Annotated in this window: 21 protein-coding genes; all 21 read right to left on the minus strand. The window is 25.8% G+C overall.

All coding sequences use genetic code 11. The features are described from left to right. Positions 1-804 (minus strand): DNA integrity scanning diadenylate cyclase DisA (gene disA, locus AWT72_RS03795; RefSeq protein ID WP_067141052.1); only part of this gene is annotated, 804 nt, incomplete at its 3' end. Further along, positions 804-2,153, minus strand: a complete 1,350-nt coding sequence (radA, locus tag AWT72_RS03800; RefSeq protein WP_067141055.1) for a DNA repair protein RadA — start codon at positions 2,151-2,153, stop codon at positions 804-806. The genes disA and radA, both read right to left, overlap by 1 nt. Continuing rightward, complete coding sequence (gene coaD / locus AWT72_RS03805) at positions 2,140-2,655, minus strand: pantetheine-phosphate adenylyltransferase (protein ID WP_067141058.1); 516 nt, start codon at positions 2,653-2,655, stop codon at positions 2,140-2,142. The genes radA and coaD overlap by 14 nt, the downstream gene beginning before the upstream one ends. Next, positions 2,652-3,344, minus strand: a complete 693-nt coding sequence (gene rnc, locus AWT72_RS03810) for a ribonuclease III (protein WP_067141061.1) — start codon at positions 3,342-3,344, stop codon at positions 2,652-2,654. Before rnc ends, coaD begins: the two co-directional genes overlap by 4 nt. A 7-nt stretch (positions 3,345-3,351) precedes the next feature. Continuing rightward, positions 3,352-3,570: an acyl carrier protein gene (locus AWT72_RS03815; RefSeq protein WP_067141064.1), complete on the minus strand. Its 219-nt coding sequence runs from the start codon at positions 3,568-3,570 to the stop codon at positions 3,352-3,354. Positions 3,571-3,627: 57 nt separating this feature from the next. Next, entirely contained in the window at positions 3,628-4,272 is a 645-nt protein-coding gene (locus AWT72_RS03820) for an N-glycosylase/DNA lyase (RefSeq protein WP_067141067.1), read from the minus strand. A 73-nt stretch (positions 4,273-4,345) separates the two neighbouring features. Continuing rightward, entirely contained in the window at positions 4,346-5,314 is a 969-nt protein-coding gene (locus tag AWT72_RS03825; protein ID WP_067141070.1) for a HipA domain-containing protein, read from the minus strand. Positions 5,315-5,323: 9 nt separating this feature from the next. After that, positions 5,324-5,578: a hypothetical protein gene (locus AWT72_RS03830; RefSeq protein WP_067141073.1), complete on the minus strand. Its 255-nt coding sequence runs from the start codon at positions 5,576-5,578 to the stop codon at positions 5,324-5,326. A 105-nt stretch (positions 5,579-5,683) separates the two neighbouring features. Further along, positions 5,684-6,109, minus strand: a complete 426-nt coding sequence (locus AWT72_RS03835; protein WP_231501420.1) for a Dps family protein — start codon at positions 6,107-6,109, stop codon at positions 5,684-5,686. A 127-nt stretch (positions 6,110-6,236) separates the two neighbouring features. Next, on the minus strand, positions 6,237-9,143 hold the full coding sequence (locus AWT72_RS03840) for a BspA family leucine-rich repeat surface protein (RefSeq protein ID WP_067141079.1): 2,907 nt from the start codon (positions 9,141-9,143) through the stop codon (positions 6,237-6,239). Between the two features lie 226 nt (positions 9,144-9,369). Next, the gene (cdd, locus tag AWT72_RS03845) at positions 9,370-9,765 is read right to left on the minus strand and encodes a cytidine deaminase (protein WP_067141083.1); all 396 of its coding nucleotides are present in this window, start codon (positions 9,763-9,765) and stop codon (positions 9,370-9,372) included. Positions 9,766-9,776: 11 nt separating this feature from the next. Then, on the minus strand, positions 9,777-10,487 hold the full coding sequence (deoD, locus tag AWT72_RS03850) for a purine-nucleoside phosphorylase (RefSeq protein ID WP_067141086.1): 711 nt from the start codon (positions 10,485-10,487) through the stop codon (positions 9,777-9,779). Positions 10,488-10,500: 13 nt separating this feature from the next. After that, entirely contained in the window at positions 10,501-11,163 is a 663-nt protein-coding gene (deoC, locus tag AWT72_RS03855) for a deoxyribose-phosphate aldolase (protein ID WP_067141090.1), read from the minus strand. A gap of 47 nt (positions 11,164-11,210) precedes the next feature. Next, entirely contained in the window at positions 11,211-12,515 is a 1,305-nt protein-coding gene (locus AWT72_RS03860) for a thymidine phosphorylase (protein ID WP_067141093.1), read from the minus strand. A gap of 124 nt (positions 12,516-12,639) precedes the next feature. Further along, positions 12,640-13,662, minus strand: coding sequence for a BMP family lipoprotein (locus tag AWT72_RS03865; RefSeq protein WP_067141096.1), 1,023 nt, complete (start codon positions 13,660-13,662; stop codon positions 12,640-12,642). Between the two features lie 326 nt (positions 13,663-13,988). Further along, the gene (locus AWT72_RS03870; protein WP_067141099.1) at positions 13,989-16,136 is read right to left on the minus strand and encodes a heavy metal translocating P-type ATPase; all 2,148 of its coding nucleotides are present in this window, start codon (positions 16,134-16,136) and stop codon (positions 13,989-13,991) included. 42 nt (positions 16,137-16,178) lie between these two features. After that, positions 16,179-16,958: an ABC transporter permease gene (locus AWT72_RS03875; protein WP_067141102.1), complete on the minus strand. Its 780-nt coding sequence runs from the start codon at positions 16,956-16,958 to the stop codon at positions 16,179-16,181. Next, a complete protein-coding gene (locus AWT72_RS03880; protein WP_067141105.1) occupies positions 16,951-17,793 on the minus strand; it encodes an ABC transporter permease in 843 nt (280 codons plus the stop codon). Before AWT72_RS03880 ends, AWT72_RS03875 begins: the two co-directional genes overlap by 8 nt. After that, a complete protein-coding gene (locus AWT72_RS03885) occupies positions 17,794-18,897 on the minus strand; it encodes an ABC transporter ATP-binding protein (protein WP_067141108.1) in 1,104 nt (367 codons plus the stop codon). 210 nt (positions 18,898-19,107) lie between these two features. After that, positions 19,108-20,607, minus strand: coding sequence for a 4-alpha-glucanotransferase (gene malQ, locus AWT72_RS03890; protein WP_067141112.1), 1,500 nt, complete (start codon positions 20,605-20,607; stop codon positions 19,108-19,110). 194 nt (positions 20,608-20,801) lie between these two features. Next, positions 20,802-21,554, minus strand: a complete 753-nt coding sequence (locus AWT72_RS03895) for an exodeoxyribonuclease III (RefSeq protein WP_067141115.1) — start codon at positions 21,552-21,554, stop codon at positions 20,802-20,804. Between the last annotated feature and the right edge of the window lie 72 nt (positions 21,555-21,626).

Raw genomic sequence — 21,626 nt, forward strand, 5'->3', positions numbered from 1 at the left:
ATTATCTTTTGCTATATTATTTGCATCAATTATTCTTTCAAATATTTTGTCAGGTTTTACTATTCTATTCGAATCATTATTATAGTAATCTTTTACTAAATTATTAAAATTTAATTTATGACCTTTCATTATTTCTTTATGTTGTAATCTTAGTGTATTACCTTCTATACCTAATTCTCTAATATAGTTCATAACTTTAATATCAGCATTAAATAATAATGAGAAAAATCTTATTCCATTTATTATATCATCTAAAGTAACTAATTTTTCATATTCTAAATGATTTAAATTAGTTAAATAATTATTTGTAAGGCTTGAATATTTTTCAAGAGACATTATAGCTTGTGAAGACTTAATAAGTAAATCAGCGATAGATTCTAATGTATATTTAAATTCTCCTTTAAATACCGTTATTTTATTTCTTCTTTCAGATATAGTTATAATCATATTTCCAGTTTGTTTAGCAATTCTATGGGCTGTTCTATGTCTAGTCCCACTTTCATCTGTTTCTATACCATGATTAGGTTGCAAATGTAAATTCGCACCATAAATTCTTGATATATTTCTTGAAATAACTATTGCTCCATCCATTTTGGCTAATTCATATACTTTTTGCGGACTAAAATCAGTATCAAGCGAAAATCCACCCTCCATTATTTCAGAGATTTCATCAGGCTCAGTTAAAATTATCAAAGCTCCCAATGATGCTTCTTTAATTCTGTCAACTGCATTTCTTAGTGGTTCACCTGGTGCTAATACATTAAAAATTTCATCAAATATTTGATTTTTATCTTTTTCTAGCATCAATTTATCCTTTCTACTAATTCTTTTATATTGTCTATATAATTTAGTTTTATATTAAATTTCTCATTTTTAAATTCTTTTTCCTGAATCTTAGGTAAATAAACACCAGTAAAACCTAATTTAATTAATTCATTAACTCTTTTTTTAATAAATGATACTGCCCTTACTTCGCCCCTAAGTCCTAACTCGCCTAAAACAGCTATTTTTCCACTAATTTCTTTTTTCTTAACTGATGAAATCAGTGATAATATAACTGCTAAATCACTCGCTCTTTCTTTAATTTCTATACCACCTGGTATATTTATATATACGTCATTCATATTAAAATCTAAATTCATAGATTTAGATAATATTGCTAATAATATTTCAATTCTATTTTTATCAAAACCTTGTATTATTCTTTTAGGATAACCATATATTGCCTTGGATACTAAACTTTGAACTTCAAATAGTATAACTCTACTACCTTCTATACTTGGAACTATAATACTTCCTATATTCTTTTCTTCTCTTGCAGATACAAAAAATTCAGAAGGATTTTTTATTTCGTTTATACCATTTTCTTTTATATCAAATATTGAAATTTCATTAGTTGAACCATATCTATTTTTTATACTTCTTACTATTCTATAATGATTATCTTCATCACCTTCAAAAGAAATTACACAATCTACCATATGTTCTAATAGTTTAGGTCCTGCCAATTTACCATCTTTAGTTATATGTCCTACTATATAAAATGAAATGTCAAATTCCTTGGCAATTTCTATTAATTTCAAACTACATTCTCTTATTTGGCTCACACTAGCAGGCAATGAATTTATCTCTTCTGAGTATATAGTTTGTATAGAATCTATTACAACTACTTTGGGTTTTTGTTCCAAAATTATATCTTTTATATATTCTAATCTAGTCTCATTTAAAATCAATAATTTTTCTGAATTAACATTTATTCTATCTGCTCTTTCTTTTATTTGTCTTATTGATTCTTCTCCTGAAACATACAAAGTTTTATTTGAACTTGAATATTCATTTAATAAACTTAATAAAAAAGTAGATTTTCCTATACCAGGTGCTCCAGTTACTAAGACCACTTCTGCCTCAGTTAAACCACCACCTAATACTCTATCAAATTCACTATAATTAGTTTTTAATCTAAATTCTTTCTCTATTATAATATCTTTTAATAGTTTAGGATTTTTTTTAGAAGTTTTATCTATGATAATATTTTTCATAATTATTTCTTCTTCTATTGTCCCCCATGCATCACAATTAGGACATTTTCCTACCCATTTACTCGTTTTATACATACATTCATTACAAATATAGTTTATTTTATTTTTTGCCATTTATTTTTCTTACTTTTTTCTCCATCATTTCTTTAACATTATCAGTTACAAAGTGATTTAATTCACCTTTATTTATAGCAACTTCTTTAACAACACTTGAACTTAAATATAAATATTTTCTTGAAGCATTTAAAAATATAGTCTCAAATTTCTTTTTTGTTAATAATTCATTTGTCAAATTTATTTGAACTTCATATTCATAATCAGATACTGCTCTTAAGCCCCTAATAAGTAAATCTATGTTTTCTTTTTCTATTAGGTCAACTAATAAGCCATCAAATGCAATTATTTTTATATTTTTCAAATCAATATTTGCTTCTATTAAACTTCCTTTTATTTGTTCTATTCTCTCATCAACGCTAAACCAATAATTAGTTTTATTGGAATTATATAATACTGCTATAATAAGTTCATTTGTTAAATTTTTTGCTCTTTTTATTATATCTAAATGCCCTTTTGTTATAGGATCAAAACTTCCTGGATATATTGCTCTATTTATCATAAATACCCCAACTTTTCCATAGCTTTTTTAGCAGCTTCTTTTTCTGCTCTTTTTTTACTCTTGGCTACTCCTTCTGCTATAACTTCTTCATTTATACTTACATTAACCCTGAAAATCTTATTATGGTCAGGTCCACTAGTTTCTAACAAATTGTATTTAGGTGTTACTTTATGAACTGATTGTACATATTCTTGTAATTGCGTCTTATAATCTCCAACACCTTCTATTTCATCTAAATGATTTATTTTATCTTCTAAAAATCTAAGTGCAACTTCTCTTGTTACATAGTAGTCAGAATCTAAAAATATTGCTCCTATTAATGCTTCAAAAGCATCTCCTAATATAGAATTTCTTTTTCTACCCCCTGATAAATTTTCACCCTTACTTAAGTATAAATAAGTTCCTAATTCAATATCTTGTGATATTTTTGAAAAAACTGCTTCACTAATTATTTGACTTTTAATTTTAGATAAATCACCTTCATTAAGTTTTTTGAAATTATCAATTATATATTCCGTTGTTATTAAATTTAAAACAGAATCTCCTAAAAATTCTAATTTTTCATTATCTTTTTTATTCTCTGATATATTTTCATTAACATAAGATCTATGCACTAATGCTTGTTCTAATAAACTTATATCATTAAATTTATATTTTATTTTTTTCATTAATTTTTCTATTTTTTTCATTTCATACCTATTTTTCTAAATATTCCATTATGTCTTTTATAGTTTTAATTTTTTCAATTTTTTCTTTTTCTAATTCTACTTCAAATTTGTTTTCAATTTCCGATATTATTTCAGCCACATCCAATGAATCAGCCCCTAAATCTTCTATAAGACTTGTGTTTTCTTGTATTTCATTTTCATTAACATCTAATTGCTCTAAGATTATCTCTTTTATTTCTTCAAACATAAAAACCTCCCTTCTAAAATTATATCAATATATGGACTTTTTTTCAATCATAAGCCTTTATTTAAAAATATAACCAACTTGTCTATACCATAAAACTAAATCTAGTCTGTCCATACTTATTCCTATTTTCTTAGAATAGTCTCTCATTTTCTCTTCTATTTCTAAATATTTTTTATATGTCAGTGTATTAGGTATATCATCTATAACTTTTACTGCCTTTAACACCCTTAATATATGTCTATCTAATATAGCAATATTTTCACCCATACCTAGATTTCTAAGTACATGACTTGCTTCTTTTAAACCCATACCATTTACATTATCTACTAACCATTTTCTTATTTCAAAGATATCTTTACCGCTAGACATTATGACTTTTTTAGGATTTAATTCTCCATCAACAGTCATAAGTTCTCTTAACATTATTAATCTTTTTGCCTTAGTATTTTTAAATCTTATTGTGTTCAAATAATCAACTATTTCATCATATGAACCATTATATAAAAGTCTATTGTCATCTAATGTCTCAATAATTTTCCAAGCACTCAATGCTTTTGATTGCGGTGTAAGTATACAAAACGCTACTTCACAATAAAATTTTTCCGGTTCATAATTAAAACTAGCCTTATATGATGCTATTTTTTCATCTACGTCTTTTTTTATTTTTTCATTTATTTCTAAAATTTCTTCATTAAGTTTCATAATCAACTCCTAACAACAAAATTATACCATAAAAAAAGAGAGTAAACAACGATTGTTTACTCAAATTTTAAATTTAATTATTTAATTCATTAAAAGCCGGTGTTATAATTTTTTCAAGCCTATCTTTCAATAATTTCTTATAAAAATCTTTCTGCTGCTTATATATTATATCAATACCATTATATTGTTCTGGAATTTCATCTATCATCTTTAAAATTTTATCTATATTTTTTTGAATTTTAGGTTGATTTCTTAATATTGCTTTTTTTAAATAATTGTCCATTTTTTCATTTATTGATTTATTTTTATCATCTTTTCCAAAAGTTAATCTTGAAATAACCACTAACGGATTAATTTGTTTTCCATTAAATTCATAGGGTATTGTTGCCCCTTTTAAAATTGAATTAAATTTGATTTCATCATTTAGCATTATTTGAAACTTTTCTCTTTCTGTTTTATTAAAAAAAGAATTTCCATTATCATATATTGGTGCTAATGTATTTTTATCTTTATATTTTAATATTCCAAAATTCCCTAAATGTCTATCGTTATTAGAAATAAATGCATCTATAACCAACATATCAAAAAAACGTTCTTTTAAACCCTTAATTTTATTTAATTTTTCGTTATTATCAAAGATAAAACATAATTCTAAAATATTTATATATTCTGTCTTACCAGTTTTAAAACTTTCTCTTTCTAATTCTTTTTCATCTAAGTCATCATTATATATAAATTTTAATTCTACCAATTTAATATTTTCATCAGTAAAATCTTTGCATGCAACTACTAATTTATTATTTCTTATACCTAATTTTGTTTTATGAACTTCGTAACCCAATATTTCATAAATATGAGAACCTATGTATTCTGAAATCGCGTTTGTTGTGTATAATATATTAGTATTTTCATACGCTATATTTTTTTTAGGAAATTTCAAAATCCAATTTTCATTTTCAAAATATATACCTAATTTATTACCCGCATTGCCAGAATATGACATGCCATTTTTAACTATATCATCAAAATTTTTAATTTCCATACCAGCCCCCTAACTCAATACATTGTATTTATTTATAAGAGTTATATGTTGCTCATAACTTAATTTTCCTTTTCTTACATTAGTTAATGTATTACTTTCTAAAAAAAGAGCATTTTCTACCCATTCATCACTTAAATTTTGATATATTGCATCTCTTATAGAAATTTTTTTTGATTCATTATAAATTCTCTCTAATTTATTTATTAATTCTTGTGTTGTTTTAGGTAATTTAAAATTTATAATTATATCATCTCTTACTAACATTTAAAACACCTCTTTTTTATTATTGTACTTAAATTATACCATAAAAAAAGAGAGTAAACAACGATTGTTTACTCAAAATATTAATTTTTATTTAATCCTTTTATATTATCTACTTGCTCTTAGCATCCATAATAATTTTTCAGAATTAATTATGAACTCATCTATGATAGCAGAAGTTCCATAATCTTCTTCATCGTCTGCCAATACTTTTATTTCTTTTGCAGACCTAACCATATATTTAAAATCTATAATTAAATTATCTAATACTCTATCTATACTTATAGGTTCATTACCCGCTTCAACTATTTCTGTTGTTTCTAAATAACTTTTAAAATTAGATAACGGTCTTAATTCTAACGCCAATAATCTTTCGGCTATTTCATCTACTTCATCATTTAAATTTTCATAAATTTCATCTAATTGTTTGTGTAATGTGAAAAAACCTTTACCTTCTATATTCCAATGATAATTTTGAACTTTTTTTGATAACACAGATAAATCTGCTAAAAATTGATTTAATATTGCTTCCATTCTATTCATCTCCTTTTTTATTCTAATTTATATATATATTGTACCAAACTAAAAAATAAAAAGCAATTCATGATGAATATATTTATTTAAAAAATAAAGATGAGATTTCTCTCACCTTAATTTTATTTTACCAACTATAAGCTACTCCTATACGAGTTCCAACTTTGATATTTTTATTCATATCTCCCTTAACATTTATATCTCCATCTAATGATACATTATTTATAAACTTATATTTTGCTCCTAATCTTAATGAATAATCTACATATGATCTTTTTATCTTATGTTCATTTGATTCCAGATTTGTTTGTACTATCTTTTGGTCATTATACCCAAACGCTAATTTTGGTTCTACATATATTTTTGCTCTATTTATATTATAGGCTACTAATAATGAAGTTTCTCCAATTACTCCTACTCTTGCCTTTAAGTCTACATTTTCTGCTAGTTTTACCTTACTTGAATATGTTAAATATACTCCTAATCTTGGTTCTAATTCTAATTTATTTATTTTAAATAGTTTAGAATATCTTCCATAAATATCTACATTATGATTTAATTTACTATCTTTTGTCGCTATTCTATATCTTGCAAATCCTAAAAAATCTTTGTATTTTACATTTATACCTAATGCTACATTATGTGAAACTTTATTTTGATATTCTGCAAACCCACCTAAAATTAAATCTTTTTTAATCTCATGATTAGCACCTATTTGTACTCCACCTATTATATTTGCTCCATCTAATTTCTTACCATCTACCATATCTTGTAATACATTGATTAATGATTTAGAAAAATTAATATCAAAGAATGTATTCTCATTCACTCTATCTGCTATAGTTGTATCTGTATAATAGAATGCATCTGCTTCTTTCGCATATTCAGAAAGTTCTATTTTCATTACATTAATTTCATTTAATTTATCTTTAATCTCTTTTATTAATGCTTCTACTGCCGCCTTATCTAAATTTTTAACCTTTTCATCATTTACTTTTGTTTTTAAGGCATCTAATTTTGGTGATGGGTTAGCATCTAACTTATCAGCTTCTGCTTTTAATTCAGTCATTGCAGTATTTAAATCAGTTGCTTTTGTAACAACTTCATTTACTTTTGTTTCATCTGTTGCAGTATCTACTTCTTTTTTCAAAGCATCTTTTTGTGCTTGATTTAAATCAGATAACTTATCTATTTCTGCTTTTTTATCTATTTTTAATTTAGTTAATGCTGCATCTTTATCTGATAATTCTTTTAATTTATCTTTAATCTTTTTAGTTAATGCTTCTGTATCTGCTTTATTTAAATTAGTATCTTTTTTATCTTTTACTTCTGCTTTTAATTCATCTAATTCTGGTGATTTATTCTCATTTAATTTATCAATTTCTGCTTTTAATTCAGTCATTGCCGTATTTAAATCAGTTGCTTTTGTAGCAACTTCATTTACTTTTGCAGTATCTGTTGCATCATCTACTTCTTTTTTTAATGCTTCTTTTTGTGCTTGATTTAAATCAGTCAACTTATCTATTTCTGCTTTTTTATCTATTTTTAATTTTTCTAGTGTATCACCTTTAATTAATAATTTTAATTCTGGCACAGTACTTATATTAGCAAATCTAGGGTCTTCACTGGCTTTTTTTGATTTATTGAATATGAAAACACATTCAGTTAAACTACCTACTTCCCAATTATTTATATTTGGATTTGCGGCTTTTGCCTCATAAAACATATTAGACATATTTTTTACTTTTTTTACATCCCAGTTACTTACATCTGGGTCTGCAATAAGAGTATCTCTAAACATAAATGACATATCAGTTACTTTACTTGTATTCCAACTACTTACATTTGGATTTGCACTTTTCGCACCCATAAACATTTCTTTCATATTAGTTACATTTTCTGTATTCCAATCTTCTACATTTGGATTTGCTTTATGAGAAAAATAGAACATAAATTGCATGTCAGTTACTTTACTTGTGTCCCAATTAGTTGTATCTGGGTTTGCATTTGTTGTGCTAGAAAACATATAAGCCATATTTGTAACATTACTTGTACTTATATCTTTATTAATTATTATTTTATTTCTATATAAATTAAATAAATTACTAGAATCATCTGGGAACATTAATGCTGCATCTTTTAATTCTATTGTTATATTTTCGTTATCTTTTGTAGTAAGTGTTTCGTCTCTAAATTTTTCTTTATTTATTTTACCATTTCCAGTTACAATATATTTATCTCCTATTTTTTTAAGAAATACTGTTCCTGGTACTTCCCCTATATCTTTTTTATCTAAATCTTGTAATTTTTCATTAATTTTTTTTATTAATGCATCAATATCATCTTTACTTAAATTCTCATCTTTTTTAGTTTTAACTTCACCTTTTAGAGTCTCTAAACTTGGTGCTGTATTAGCATTTAATTTATCAATTTCTATTTTTAATTTATTCATAGCATTATTTAACTCATCTGCTTTTTTGTTTACAGGTGCTATATCTTTAAGTTCAGTTTTAGTATCTACTTCTGCATTCAATGATTTTTTTTGTTCATTATTTAAAGCTGTAAAAGCATTATTTTTTTCTTTTGCCTTTGTTTTCTTATATTCTAATATTTCATTTTTATTATATAGTTTAGGCATTCCTTGAATAACCCAAATCTCTGCTTTTTTATCAACTATATCTATAAATCTATCTCCACCAGTAATTGGATTACATGTTGAATCTCCAAAACAATCTTTATTTGACCATTTATTATTATCAATATTAGCAAATATTAATCCCATCTTAGTTACGTTATCTGGTAAATTAACATTAAATACTCTACCAAAATCATCTTTTTCATTTGATGAAAAAACTCCGTTTTGAGTATCATTGTCTTTATTCCAAACATATACCTTTCTATTTTTACTATCAAGTTCTTCATAGTGTATTTTAGCATCAATCGTTCCACTTGCTATAACTTTTTGCGATAATCCCATAATACTTATAAAGTAAAATAAAAATAATAATTTTTTCAAAATTCCCTTTATTTTCATACGCACATTCCCTTTCTTTAATTTAATTTTTTTCAATTTATTTCACTTCAACCTGTGAAACCGTTTTCAATTTTAATTATATCTCGATTATAATTTTTGTCAAATTTTAATTCAAAAAAATTCCCTTTTTCAAAAAATATATTATTTCATATTTTTAGAGTATTGCATATCAAACTTAAAATTATCACTTCAAAAAAAAAGATGAGATTTCTCTCATCTTAATTTTTTATAAATCCTTATTTTCAAAACCATATGGTAATATTTCTGAAACTAAAAATTCTTTTATTTTATCTGATTTTGTTGTCGCTAATATTACTTTTGTCTTATCAGTTGAAAATTCTGATATAACTTGCCTACACGCTCCACAAGGACTTATCGGTCTATCAGTATTTGCAATCACAATCACCTTTTGAATATTTTTCATGCCATTAGTTATAGCGGTGGTAACTGCATTTCTTTCTGCACAAAGTGAAGATGGGTATGCTGCATTTTCTACATTTACACCTTCATAACTATTACCCAATTCATCTATAACTATTGCTGCTACTGGAAAATTTGAGTACGGACAATATGCATTTTTTAAAAGTTTTTCAGCCTTTTCTATATATTTTTTATTATCCATATTATTCCCTTCTAAAAACTTATTGCTGTTTCTAATGCTGTTACTATCATATCGTTGAATGTTAATTGTCTTTCTTCTGCACTTGTTGATTCACCTGTTACTAGTGAATCACTTATTGTTAGTAATGTTAATGCCTTTACTCCAAATTTTGCTGCTGTTGTATATAGTTGTGCAGTTTCCATTTCAACACATATTACTCCAAAATCAGCCCATTTTTTCCATGCATCTTTATCATCACCATAGAATGTATCACTAGTTAAAATATTTCCTGCTTTTACACTTAATCCTTTTTCTTTTGCTACTTCATAAGCTTTGATAAATAGTTCAGAATCAGCACAAGGTGCAAAATCCGCTCCATTAAATCTTAATTTATTGATATTTGAATCAGTTGAACTAGTCATTGCAAGAACTACGTCTCTAATTTTAACGTCTTTTCTCATTGAACCTGCTGTACCTATTCTCATTAAAATTTTACAACCATATTCTGTTATTAATTCATGTGAATATATACCTATTGAAGGTACTCCCATTCCTGTTCCTTGAACTGAAACTTTTTTTCCTTTATATGTTCCTGTAAATCCTAACATACCCCTTACATTATTATATTGAACTACATTTTCTAAAAATGTTTCAGCAATATATTTTGCTCTTAACGGATCTCCTGGTAATAATACTATTTCTGCTACATCGCCTTTATTTGCTCCTATATGTGGTGTTGCCATTTTAATTTCCTCCTTAATATTCTTCTGTTGATTTTATACCTTCTACTATTGCTATACCTGATGAAGTTCCTAATCTTTCTGCACCTAATTCTATATATTTTTGTGCAGTTGCAAGATCTTTAACTCCACCCGATGCTTTTACTTTTGCATTATCTTTAACTATATTTTTCATTAATTTAACATCTTCAAATGTTGCTCCACCTGTTCCAAATCCAGTTGAAGTTTTAACAAAATCTGCTCTTGCATTTAATGATAATTTACATGCTATTTCTTTTTCTTCTTGTGTTAAATAACAAGTTTCTATTATTACTTTTAATACATTATTCCCTATAGCTTCTTTGATTTCTCTTATTTCAGATTCTACATAATCAAATTCACCAGATTTTAACATACCTACATTTATTACCATATCTATTTCACTTGCACCATCAGCTATTGCTTTTTTTGCTTCAAATACTTTAACTTCTTTAGACATTGCTCCTAATGGAAAACCAACTACTGCTGCTATTTTAACATTAGTTCCTTCTAAATTTTTAGAGCATCTTGATACATAAGAACCATTTACACAAACTGAATAAAATTCATATTTCTTTGCTTCTTCACATAATTTATCAATATCTTTAAATGTTGATACTGCCTTTAAAACTGTATGATCAATATATTTATTTATTTTCATACTAATCCCCCTTATTTTACTATATTTACCTATTCTACTAAACTTCCCTACTCTATTATATTTAATATTGCTTTAGGTTTTTCTACCTTTTTATTTTCTATCACATAAGCATCTTTAATGTTGTTTATAGCATCTTCTAAGAATTTACTATCATTATACATTATTTTTACTATAATTTCATCTTTTTCAACATAATCTGAAACTTTTTTAATTACTTTTAGACCAACACTATGATCAATTATTGATTCAGCTGTAGTACGACCTGCTCCTATAATAGCAGCGGCAATTCCTATTTCTTCTGTTTTTATACTAGTAACATAACCTGATTTATCTGCTTTTACTTCATATTCAAATTTAGCTTTTGGTAATAATGAATAATCATTTACTATTTCTCCATTACCCCCACTTAATATTATAAATTCTTTTAATTTATTTAGTGCTGAGCCATCTTCTATAACTTTATCAATTAATTTATGCCCTTGTTCTAATGAAGAAATATCACCCTTAGCTTTTAATGCAAGACTAACTATAGTATACACTACTTCTTTTAAATCTGGAGAAATATTACCTTTTAAAGCTTCTATACCTTCTATAACTTCAACAGCATTTCCTATATTATACCCTAATGGTTCATCCATATTTGATAATATAGCGAAAGTTTTTCTTCCTATTCCGTTACCTATACTTATCATTGCTTTTGCAAGTTTAGTGGCTTCTGTTTCATTTTTCATAAATGCACCATCGCCTACTTTAACGTCTAATATAATGACATCTGATTGAACTGCTAATTTTTTACTCATTATACTACTTGCTATAAGTGGTATAGATCCAACTGTAGCAGTAACATCTCTTAATGCATATATTTTCTTGTCCAAAGGAACTATTTTTTCACTAGAACCCATAAGTCCTATACCAGTTTTTGCTGCTATATCAGCTAATTCTTCTTTTGTTTTTGAAAATTTAAATCCCTTTATTGATTCAAATTTATCAATAGTACCACCAGTATGCCCTAAACCTTTACCAGACAATTTAGCAGTTCCCATTCCTAACGAAGCAATTATTGGGGCTAAAACTATTGTAACCTTATCTCCAACACCACCTGTACTGTGTTTATCAACTAAAAATTTATTCAATCCTTTAAAATCTATTATATCTCCCGAATTTCTCATTCTCAATGTAAATTCTATCATTTCTCTATCTGTCATTCCATTAAAATATGTCGCCATCAAAAAAGCAGATAATTGATAATCTGGAACATTTTTATTTTGAACTTCTGATAGTAAGAAATTTATTTCCTCTTTTGATAACTCCACATTATCTCTTTTATTTTGTATGATATCTACTATTCTCATTTACATTCCTCCTCTAAAAAACAAAAACAGCATTGAAATAATCTTTGCTGTTTTTTTACTTAGGTTTTCAGGCTAAGTATAGAAAAGGGGAAAATTCCCCTTAATCTATAAATATATTTAATTTTTATTTTAAATATTGCTTAACTTTTATCTTACCATCTTTTATTTCCTTAGATATTTCATCTAATTTTTGTATTCTTTCTTCACCGATTATATCTCTTGTAAATTCAAAATCAGTAGTTGAAACACCATCTTCTGCTAATCCAAAGAATTTAACACCTGCTGTATAATTACCTTCTAATGTATCTTTAACCGCTGTAAATACTGCATTATCTACTTTTTTAAGCATAGATGTAAGTACTGTTCCTTTTTCAACATCATCTTGATTAGAGTCAACACCTATTGCATATACTCCTGCTTCTTTTGCTGCTTGGAATACTCCTGATCCAGAAGCTCCTGCTGCGTGGAATATAACGTCTGCACCTTGTTGTATCATAGTTGATGTTAAAGCCTTAGCTGACACTGGGTCATTAAATGGATTAGAACCATTTACAAATGTTTCAATTATTTTAATATCTGGATTTACATATTTAGCACCTTGTGTGTATCCTGATTGGAATCTTTGTATAACTGGAACGTCTATTCCACCTACAAATCCTATTGTTCCTGTCTTACTCATCATAACTGCTAATGCACCTACTAAGAATGATCCTTCTTGTTCTTTAAACATTAATGATTGAACATTAGGTAAATCTTCAACTATTTCATCAATTAATGCAAATTTTTGATTTGGAAATTCTTTTGCAACTGATACTAATGAATCTTTCATTGAGAATCCAACTGCTATGATTAATTCATAATCACCTTTTTCAGCATAATTAGATAATTGATTTTGTGCTTCTGCTGATGGATCTTTTGGTTCATAGTAATCATAACTGATTCCTAATTTTTCAACTGCCATTTTTAATCCTCTATTTGCTGAGTCATTAAATGATTTATCACCTAAGCCACCTGTTGAAAACACGATAGCTATTTTTTTCGCCATATCATCTGTTTTTGCTGCTGTATTCTCTTTATTAGAACCACATGATACTAATAAAGCAACTAACATTAAAACACTACTTAATAATTTTAAAATTTTCTTCATTATATTCCTCCTATAAAATTTATATCTTTATTATACCCTTATTTAATTAATTTTTCAAATATTTTACTTATTTTTTTTTATATTTTATTTTTTTCCTATTAAAAAAAGTTAATAAACACTTGACAATATATATAATTATATTAGTATATTTTTTTTGAGAAGGGAGATTTATTATGTTTATATTTTACAAAGTATATTTTAATTAAGCAATATATTATTTATATATTTTTTTGTTTTTCATATTACATACAAAAAAGCACCTTCCATCTCAGGACTTAAGTCACGAGTGTTCAGGTGCATTTCATAAAAGAATTACTCGTACGATACTACAAGTAATTCTTTTTTAATCTCATTGAATTTAATATTGCTATAATAGCAACACCAACGTCTCCAAATACTGCAACCCATAAAGGTAATTTTGAAAATATACCTAGTATAATTATTATTGATTTCACTATTAATATCAATACTATATTTTCATATATTATTCTTTTTATTTTCTTAGCCATTATTTTTAATTCGCTAATTTTTGACAGTGAATCTGTGTTTATAATAACGTCAGCAGACGATACTGCTATATCACTCCCAATTTTACCCATTGCAACTCCTACATTTGCTCTTGATATTACTGGAGCATCATTTATACCATCTCCTACACACATTATATTTTTATCTATCATATATTTTTCTAATATGTCTAATTTGTCTTGTGGTAATAAATCACAATAATATTTATCTAAATTTAATTTTTCAGAAACAATTTTAGCAACATTTTCACTATCTCCTGTTAGCATAATTACCTTATTTATACCATTTAATCTCATTTTTTCTATGGCAGATTTACTATCTCCCTTTATTTTATCTTCAAGACAAATATTTAGTATGTATTCTTTATTAAAAATTACATTTATATTAGTTTCAAATATTTTTCTGTTATTTAAAATGTTATTAGGTATAGTTATATTATTTTGCAATATATATTTATCATTTCCTATAAGTATTTCATAATCATCTACAATTAGTTTCATACCTAAACCTACTATTTCTTTTATATTTTCTATAACTTTTGTACTGCTAATATTAGGGTATTTTTTATCAATAAAATTAGTAATACTTTTAGCAATAGGATGATTAGAATTTTTCTCTGCTAAATAAATATATTCTAGTATTTCTTTTTCATCTATTTTATTTTTTCTATCAAAATTATAGTTTAATTTTACTACACTAAAATTACCTTCAGTAATTGTCCCTGTTTTATCTAATAAGACTGTATCTATATTTTCTAAACTATCAAAAACACTCACTGCTTTTACAAGTATACCTTTTTTAGCTAATGTTGATAAAGATATGAAATATGTTAAAGGAATACTTAGTACCATTGCACAAGGACAAGCAATAACCAATAATATTATCGCATTATAAATAGATCTTTGTATATCTATATTTTGTATAAATAATGGTGGTAATACTAGGGTCATTATTGCCAATAAAATTATAGTAGGTGTATAAATATTTGAAAAATTAGTTATAAACTTATCTATTTTACTTTTTTTATGCATAGATTCTTCTATAATTTCTACTAATTTAAACATTGATGAATTTTCATATTCATTTATAGTTTTAAGCAATATACTATCTGACATATTAATACTTCCTGCTAAAACTGTATCTCCTGTTTTCAAATGTTTTGGAATAGTTTCTCCTGTTAACATTGATAAATCAAATTCACTACTACCATTAACTATTATTGAATCTAATGGTACAACTTCTCCTAATTTAACTATTATATTTGAATTTTTAACTACTTTTTCTATATCATTATCTTCAACATTTCCCTTATCATCTATGACTACATGCACTATATTTTCTTTTAATTCAATTAAATTTTTAATATCTTTTCTCGAATTAATAATTGCTATATTTTGAAAATATTCCCCTATGGAATAAAATATCATAACTGCTGCCGATTCTTCAAAAGCACCTATACTAAATGCTGCTATGGTTGATATAGCCATAAGAACTTTTTCATTAAAAAAATCTTTATTTATTATTGAATTATATGCTCCTATTAAAACTGGTAACCCTATTATTATATAGGCTGTAACATAAATTGGTGGATATATATATGACAAAGTATAATCATATGAAAAGTATTTTTGTAAAATTTCAAAAATAAATGCACATAAAAACATAGAAAAAGATACTATGATTAAATACTTATCTTTTTCTAGTTTATTTATTTCTTTATTTGCTTCTATTTCAGATATAGACCTTGTTGCTTTTACTACAACAATGTCTTTTTCTAATTTATTAATTTTATTTTTTACTTTTTCTATATTAGTTGTATCTATTAACATAGTTTTAGTTGCATAACTAATGCTTACATATTTAATGAATGTTTCTTTTTTTAAAGTTTTCTCTAACTTTAATGCACAGTCTATACAATCTAAATTTTCTAATATATATTTTTCCATTATATTTCCTTATTTATATACTTACTTAACTCATATATTTTCTTAACTTAACATATATTTTTGTAATTTACGACTAGATATTGCCAATACTAATGTTCCTAATATTAATATAGTTGATAATGCATTTATAGTTGGACTAACACCATATTTAAGCATAGAATATATTTGTATTGGTAATGTGTCTGAATTAGGTCCAGTTACAAAACTAGTTATTACATAATCATCTAGTGATAAAGTAAGAGACATTAAAAATGCTGATACTATACCTGGCATCATACTAGGCACTATAACCTTAGTTAAGGCTTGAAATTCTGTTGCACCTAAATCTCTTGATGCTTCTACTATAGAAAAATCAAATTCATCTAATCTTGACATTATTATGAATATAGAAAAAGGTATATTAAATGTTGTATGTGCTATAAATACAGTAAGCATTCCTAATGGTATTGCACTATTAAGATTAAAAAATATTAATAATGAAACCCCTATAATTAAATCAGGTAATACTAACGGTATATATGCTAATAACTTTACATAACCTTTTAGTTTATAGTTATACCATTTAATTCCTATTGAAGCCAAAGTTGCAACAAATACTGCAAATACTGAAGATGTTAATGCTATAACTATACTTCTAGCAAAAGGAATCCATAATTTTGGAGAATCAAAGAATAATTCTTTGTACCATTTTAAAGAAAACGATTGCCACATATATGCTTTTGATGAATTAAACGATAATACTACAAGCATTATTATAGGCAAGTAGAAAAATATCATAACAAGTATAAAGAAAAACAAAGATACTCTTCTTTTATCATCCATTTTTATCACCTTTACTTCTCACACTAAACATAAGGCATATTATAGTTATAAATATAAATATAGTTGAAATTGCTGCCGCAGAAGGCCAATCTCTTAATACAAACATTTTATTTGCTATTACATTACCTAACATTAATCCATTAGTTCCACCTACTATATCTGGTACAGCATAAGAACCTATTGCTGGTATTAATGTTAATACTACTGCTGTAATTAGTCCACCTTTTATACCTGGTAAAAACACTTTAAATAGTGCTTGATATTTATTTGCACCTAAATCTCTTGCTGCATCTATTAATGAAAAATCAAATTTTTCTATTGCAGAATATAAAGGTAATATAGCATATGGCATAAATATATATACACTCACTAATATTACTGCAAACTTATTATATAATAGTGGTATGGGAGCACTTAAATTAAAAATTTTAATTAATAATCTATTAACTAAACCATTATTTCCAATTAACCCTACTAATGCAAATATTCTTACCAAAAAATTAGTCCAAAATGGTATTACTACTAATAATAACCAAATATTCTTATATTTTGATCTAGATATAAAATACGCTGTTGGTACTGCAAAAAATATTACAACAGCTGTTATTATTAATGAAATTTCTATGGTTTTAACTGTAATATACAATAATTCAGGAGTAATTAAATCCCTATATGCATTTAATGAAAATGAAGTATAAGATTTTATACCTCCATATACTCCTTTTTTTAATATACTAAAATATACTATTATAAGTGTTGGTATTGCAAAAAACAATGTCATCCATAAAGTTACAGGTAGATAATATAACTGTTTTAGTGATTTATCTTTTTTCATCTATATCACCTCTACAAGATATGCATCTTCATAATTCCAGTAGAAATACACCTGTTCTTTCCATTCAAATAGTTCATCTTCTTCTAAAAATTCTCTATGTTGGTCAAATGCCTTAAAAATTTTATTTGAATTTTCTAATTTAATAAATAGTTTACTTTGAAAACCTGAATATATTACTTCATCAACAACACCTTTTACTACCTTATACTTAGGATTGCCTTTTGGTGGTTTAATGTCAACTTTAATTTTTTCAGGTCTTAATGTTAATTTAACCTTATTACCTACTTTAACTGGCTTATCTAACTCTACCTTAAATTCTCCTATAATATCAGAATGTGCTATAGCATAATTTTCATATACTTTTTCTATAACACCTTCTAAAAAATTAGTTTCTCCTATAAAATCAGCAACAAATGAATTTACAGGGGTTTCATATATTTCATTTGGCGTTCCAACTTGCAATATATCCCCTTGATTCATAACTGCTATTCTATCTGAAACACTTAGTGCTTCTTCTTGATCATGAGTTACAAACACGAATGTTATTCCTACTTCATCATGTATGGTATCTAACTCAATTAATAGTTTTTGTCTTAATTTAGCATCTAGTGCTGAAAGTGGCTCATCTAAAAGTAAAACTTCAGGTTTATTTATCAATGCTCTTGCTATTGATACCCTTTGTTTTTGACCACCAGATAAATTACTAGGATACTTATTTTGGTGTTCTTTTAACCCAACTAAATCTAAATATTTATCTACTTCTTTTTTTATTTCTTCATTTGGTAATTTATTAAGTCTTAATGAAAAGGCAATATTATCGAATACTGTCATATTAGGAAATAGTGCATAATTTTGAAATACTGTATTAACATTTCTATTATTTGGTGCTAAGTTATCTATTCTCTCACCATTTACCCTTATTTCGCCAGAATCTGGACTTATAAATCCTGCTATCATTCTTAATAAAGTTGTTTTACCACAACCTGATGGTCCTAATATAGAGAAAAATTCTCCTTTTTTTATACTTAAATTGACATTATTTAATGCCTTATAACCATCGTTAAATTCTTTTGATATTGAAATTATTTCTAAATCTTTTTCCAATTAACTCCTCCTTTATGCTTTTATATTTAATTATAGCACATTTTAAATAAAATTATATAAATTAAAAATATATTTTATAATTTTTTTTCTAAACTTTAACTATCTCTTTTAAAGAATAAGTTCTCTTAAATTATTATATTTTAAAAACAGGCATTTGAAAGAATATGTTCTAATGTTTGCCTGTTTTTTTTATATTTAAAATATTATTAGTTATAAGATATTAACTCTGTTATATATTTTTGTTATTTTTATTAAAAATTCTTTTTTATCATCAGTTAAATCATCTTTTTTCATACGCCATTGCCAGTTTCCACCAACAGTAGATGGTATATTCATACGACTACTTGCATCTTTATCTAATATATCTTGCATACTAGCAATTGCTATATTACTTACAGTAGAAAATAAAGTTCTTAACATGGCTCTACTTACTAATTCATCATCTTTTTTATTTATATATGTATTAAAATATTCTTTTTGACTAGGATTTAAATTTTCATACCAACCATTTATTACTTCATTATCATGTGTTCCAGAATATACTACACTATTTGGTACACAACTATGTGGACTATCTATACTGTTTCCAGTAGTATCATAAAATCCAAATTCTAATATTTTCATACCTGGGAAACCAGTATCTGCTAATAATTTCTTAGATCTTTCATCTACATAGCCTAAATCTTCTGCTATAATATCTAAATCTCCTAATTCATTTTTTATTGCATCAAATAAATCGATACCTACTCCTACTTGCCATTTACCACTGTTAGCAATTTTTGAGTTTCCATCAATTTCCCAATAATCAGAAAATCCTTTAAAATGATCTATTCTAAGTAAATCATACATTTTAAAATTCTGTCTTATTCTATCAATCCACCATTTGAACTTAGTTCTTTTATGCTCTTTCCAGTTATATGTTGGATTACCCCATAATTGACCATCTTCACTAAAACTATCTGATGGACAACCTGAAACATAAATTGCTTCTCTTTTTTCATTTACCATAAATAATTCTGGCATAGTCCATACTTCAACACTATCAGCCGATATATAAATAGGTATGTCTCCTATAATTTTAATATTTTTACTATTTGCATAGTTCTTTAAATCTAGCCATTGTTTAAAGAAAAAATATTGACAAACTTTATGGAACATTATCTCAAAATTTAATTCTTCCTTATAGTATTCAAGTGTATTCTCATCTCTAATTATAGCTTTTGGGTCATCCCACTTTGTAATAGCCTTATTCCCAAAATGTTCTTTTATTGCCATAAATTGTGCATAATCTTCTAACCAAAATTCATTTTCCTTTTCAAAATTATAGAAATCCTCTTTTATATCTAATGTTAAAAAATTAGCAACAGCTTTTTCTAATATTGGTCTTCTAGCTTTAAATAATAGTGCATAGTCTACTTTATCATCATTATCTCCAAAATTAACATTAGAATAATCTGATACTTCCAAAAAATTCTTTTGTACTAATAAATCAAAATCTATTAAATTAGTATTACCTGCCATTGCTGAAAATGATTGATATGGAGAATCTCCATAACTAGTTGTTGTTAAGGGTAAAATTTGCCAATATGTTTGCTTCGTTTCAACTAAAAAATCTATAAACTTATATGCTTCTTCTCCAAATGTCCCTATTCCAAATTTACCAGGTAACGAAGTAATATGCATTAAAATTCCACTTCTACGTTTATCCATTAAACTCTCCTTCTATTTTATTTTTCTACAAAATGTATCAAAAACTTCTAATATTAAATATTTTTTATTTGTATACTCTAATTATTTTTTTATTACAGACTTAGTATACCCTGCAAACGGTTTCATGTCAATATCTAATTTAAAATATTTAAAAACCTTAGTATCAAAATTTACTTTGTCTACTAAGGTTATTTTTATATCTCTATATCTAATACAACAGGACAATGATCTGAGCCTAAAACTTCTGTTAATATTTTAGCATCATTAACACTATCTTTTAAATCTTCATTTACTACAAAATAATCTATTCTCCAGCCTGTATTTCTCTCTCTTGCACGACCCCTATATGACCACCATGAATACTCAATTTTCTCAGGATACAAATATCTATATGTATCTATATAGCCGTTATCTAATAAGGCACTAAACTTATTTCTTTCTTCTATTGTAAACCCAGCACTTCTAGTATTTGTCTTTGGATTTTTCAAATCTATTTCGGTATGTGCAACATTTAAATCACCACAAACTATTACATTTTTATGTTCTTTTAACATATTTAAGTAATTCAAAAATTCATTTTCCCAAACCATTCTATAATCTAATCTTTCAAGTTCAGATTTAGAATTAGGTGTGTAAACTGTTACAAAAAAGAAATTTTCATATTCAAGAGTTATAACTCTACCCTCATTATCATGCTCTTCTATTCCTATTCCATAATTTACAGTTATTGGTTCAAATTTTGTAAAAATTGCTGTTCCAGAATAACCCTTTTTTTGAGCATAGTTCCAATAACAATAATAACCACTAGGATTAAAATCAACTTGTCCTTCACTTAATTTTATTTCTTGTAAACCAATAATATCAGGATTTTCTTTCTCAAAAAAATCTTCAAATCCTTTTTTTAATACTGCTCTAAATCCATTTACATTCCAAGATATTAATTTCATCTAACCCCCATTTTCTATTTAATTAATTCAATATATCTATAATTATACACTCTATATTTACCATTACTCTTT

This window comes from Oceanivirga salmonicida, from assembly GCF_001517915.1.
GTDB classification, from domain to species: domain Bacteria; phylum Fusobacteriota; class Fusobacteriia; order Fusobacteriales; family Leptotrichiaceae; genus Oceanivirga; species Oceanivirga salmonicida.

Excerpts from the sequence above, each read along its gene's own strand:
- radA (WP_067141055.1), bottom strand. The coding sequence starts at position 2,153 with ATGGCAAAAAATAAAATAAACTATATTTGTAATGAATGTATGTATAAA.
- coaD (WP_067141058.1), bottom strand. The coding sequence starts at position 2,655 with ATGATAAATAGAGCAATATATCCAGGAAGTTTTGATCCTATAACAAAA.
- rnc (WP_067141061.1), bottom strand. The coding sequence starts at position 3,344 with ATGAAAAAAATAGAAAAATTAATGAAAAAAATAAAATATAAATTTAAT.
- AWT72_RS03815 (WP_067141064.1), bottom strand. The coding sequence starts at position 3,570 with ATGTTTGAAGAAATAAAAGAGATAATCTTAGAGCAATTAGATGTTAAT.
- AWT72_RS03820 (WP_067141067.1), bottom strand. The coding sequence starts at position 4,272 with ATGAAACTTAATGAAGAAATTTTAGAAATAAATGAAAAAATAAAAAAA.
- AWT72_RS03825 (WP_067141070.1), bottom strand. The coding sequence starts at position 5,314 with ATGGAAATTAAAAATTTTGATGATATAGTTAAAAATGGCATGTCATAT.
- AWT72_RS03830 (WP_067141073.1), bottom strand. The coding sequence starts at position 5,578 with ATGTTAGTAAGAGATGATATAATTATAAATTTTAAATTACCTAAAACA.
- AWT72_RS03835 (WP_231501420.1), bottom strand. The coding sequence starts at position 6,109 with ATGGAAGCAATATTAAATCAATTTTTAGCAGATTTATCTGTGTTATCA.
- AWT72_RS03840 (WP_067141079.1), bottom strand. The coding sequence starts at position 9,143 with ATGAAAATAAAGGGAATTTTGAAAAAATTATTATTTTTATTTTACTTT.
- cdd (WP_067141083.1), bottom strand. The coding sequence starts at position 9,765 with ATGGATAATAAAAAATATATAGAAAAGGCTGAAAAACTTTTAAAAAAT.
- deoD (WP_067141086.1), bottom strand. The coding sequence starts at position 10,487 with ATGGCAACACCACATATAGGAGCAAATAAAGGCGATGTAGCAGAAATA.
- deoC (WP_067141090.1), bottom strand. The coding sequence starts at position 11,163 with ATGAAAATAAATAAATATATTGATCATACAGTTTTAAAGGCAGTATCA.
- AWT72_RS03860 (WP_067141093.1), bottom strand. The coding sequence starts at position 12,515 with ATGAGAATAGTAGATATCATACAAAATAAAAGAGATAATGTGGAGTTA.
- AWT72_RS03865 (WP_067141096.1), bottom strand. The coding sequence starts at position 13,662 with ATGAAGAAAATTTTAAAATTATTAAGTAGTGTTTTAATGTTAGTTGCT.
- AWT72_RS03870 (WP_067141099.1), bottom strand. The coding sequence starts at position 16,136 with ATGGAAAAATATATATTAGAAAATTTAGATTGTATAGACTGTGCATTA.
- AWT72_RS03875 (WP_067141102.1), bottom strand. The coding sequence starts at position 16,958 with ATGGATGATAAAAGAAGAGTATCTTTGTTTTTCTTTATACTTGTTATG.
- AWT72_RS03880 (WP_067141105.1), bottom strand. The coding sequence starts at position 17,793 with ATGAAAAAAGATAAATCACTAAAACAGTTATATTATCTACCTGTAACT.
- malQ (WP_067141112.1), bottom strand. The coding sequence starts at position 20,607 with ATGGATAAACGTAGAAGTGGAATTTTAATGCATATTACTTCGTTACCT.
- AWT72_RS03895 (WP_067141115.1), bottom strand. The coding sequence starts at position 21,554 with ATGAAATTAATATCTTGGAATGTAAATGGATTTAGAGCAGTATTAAAA.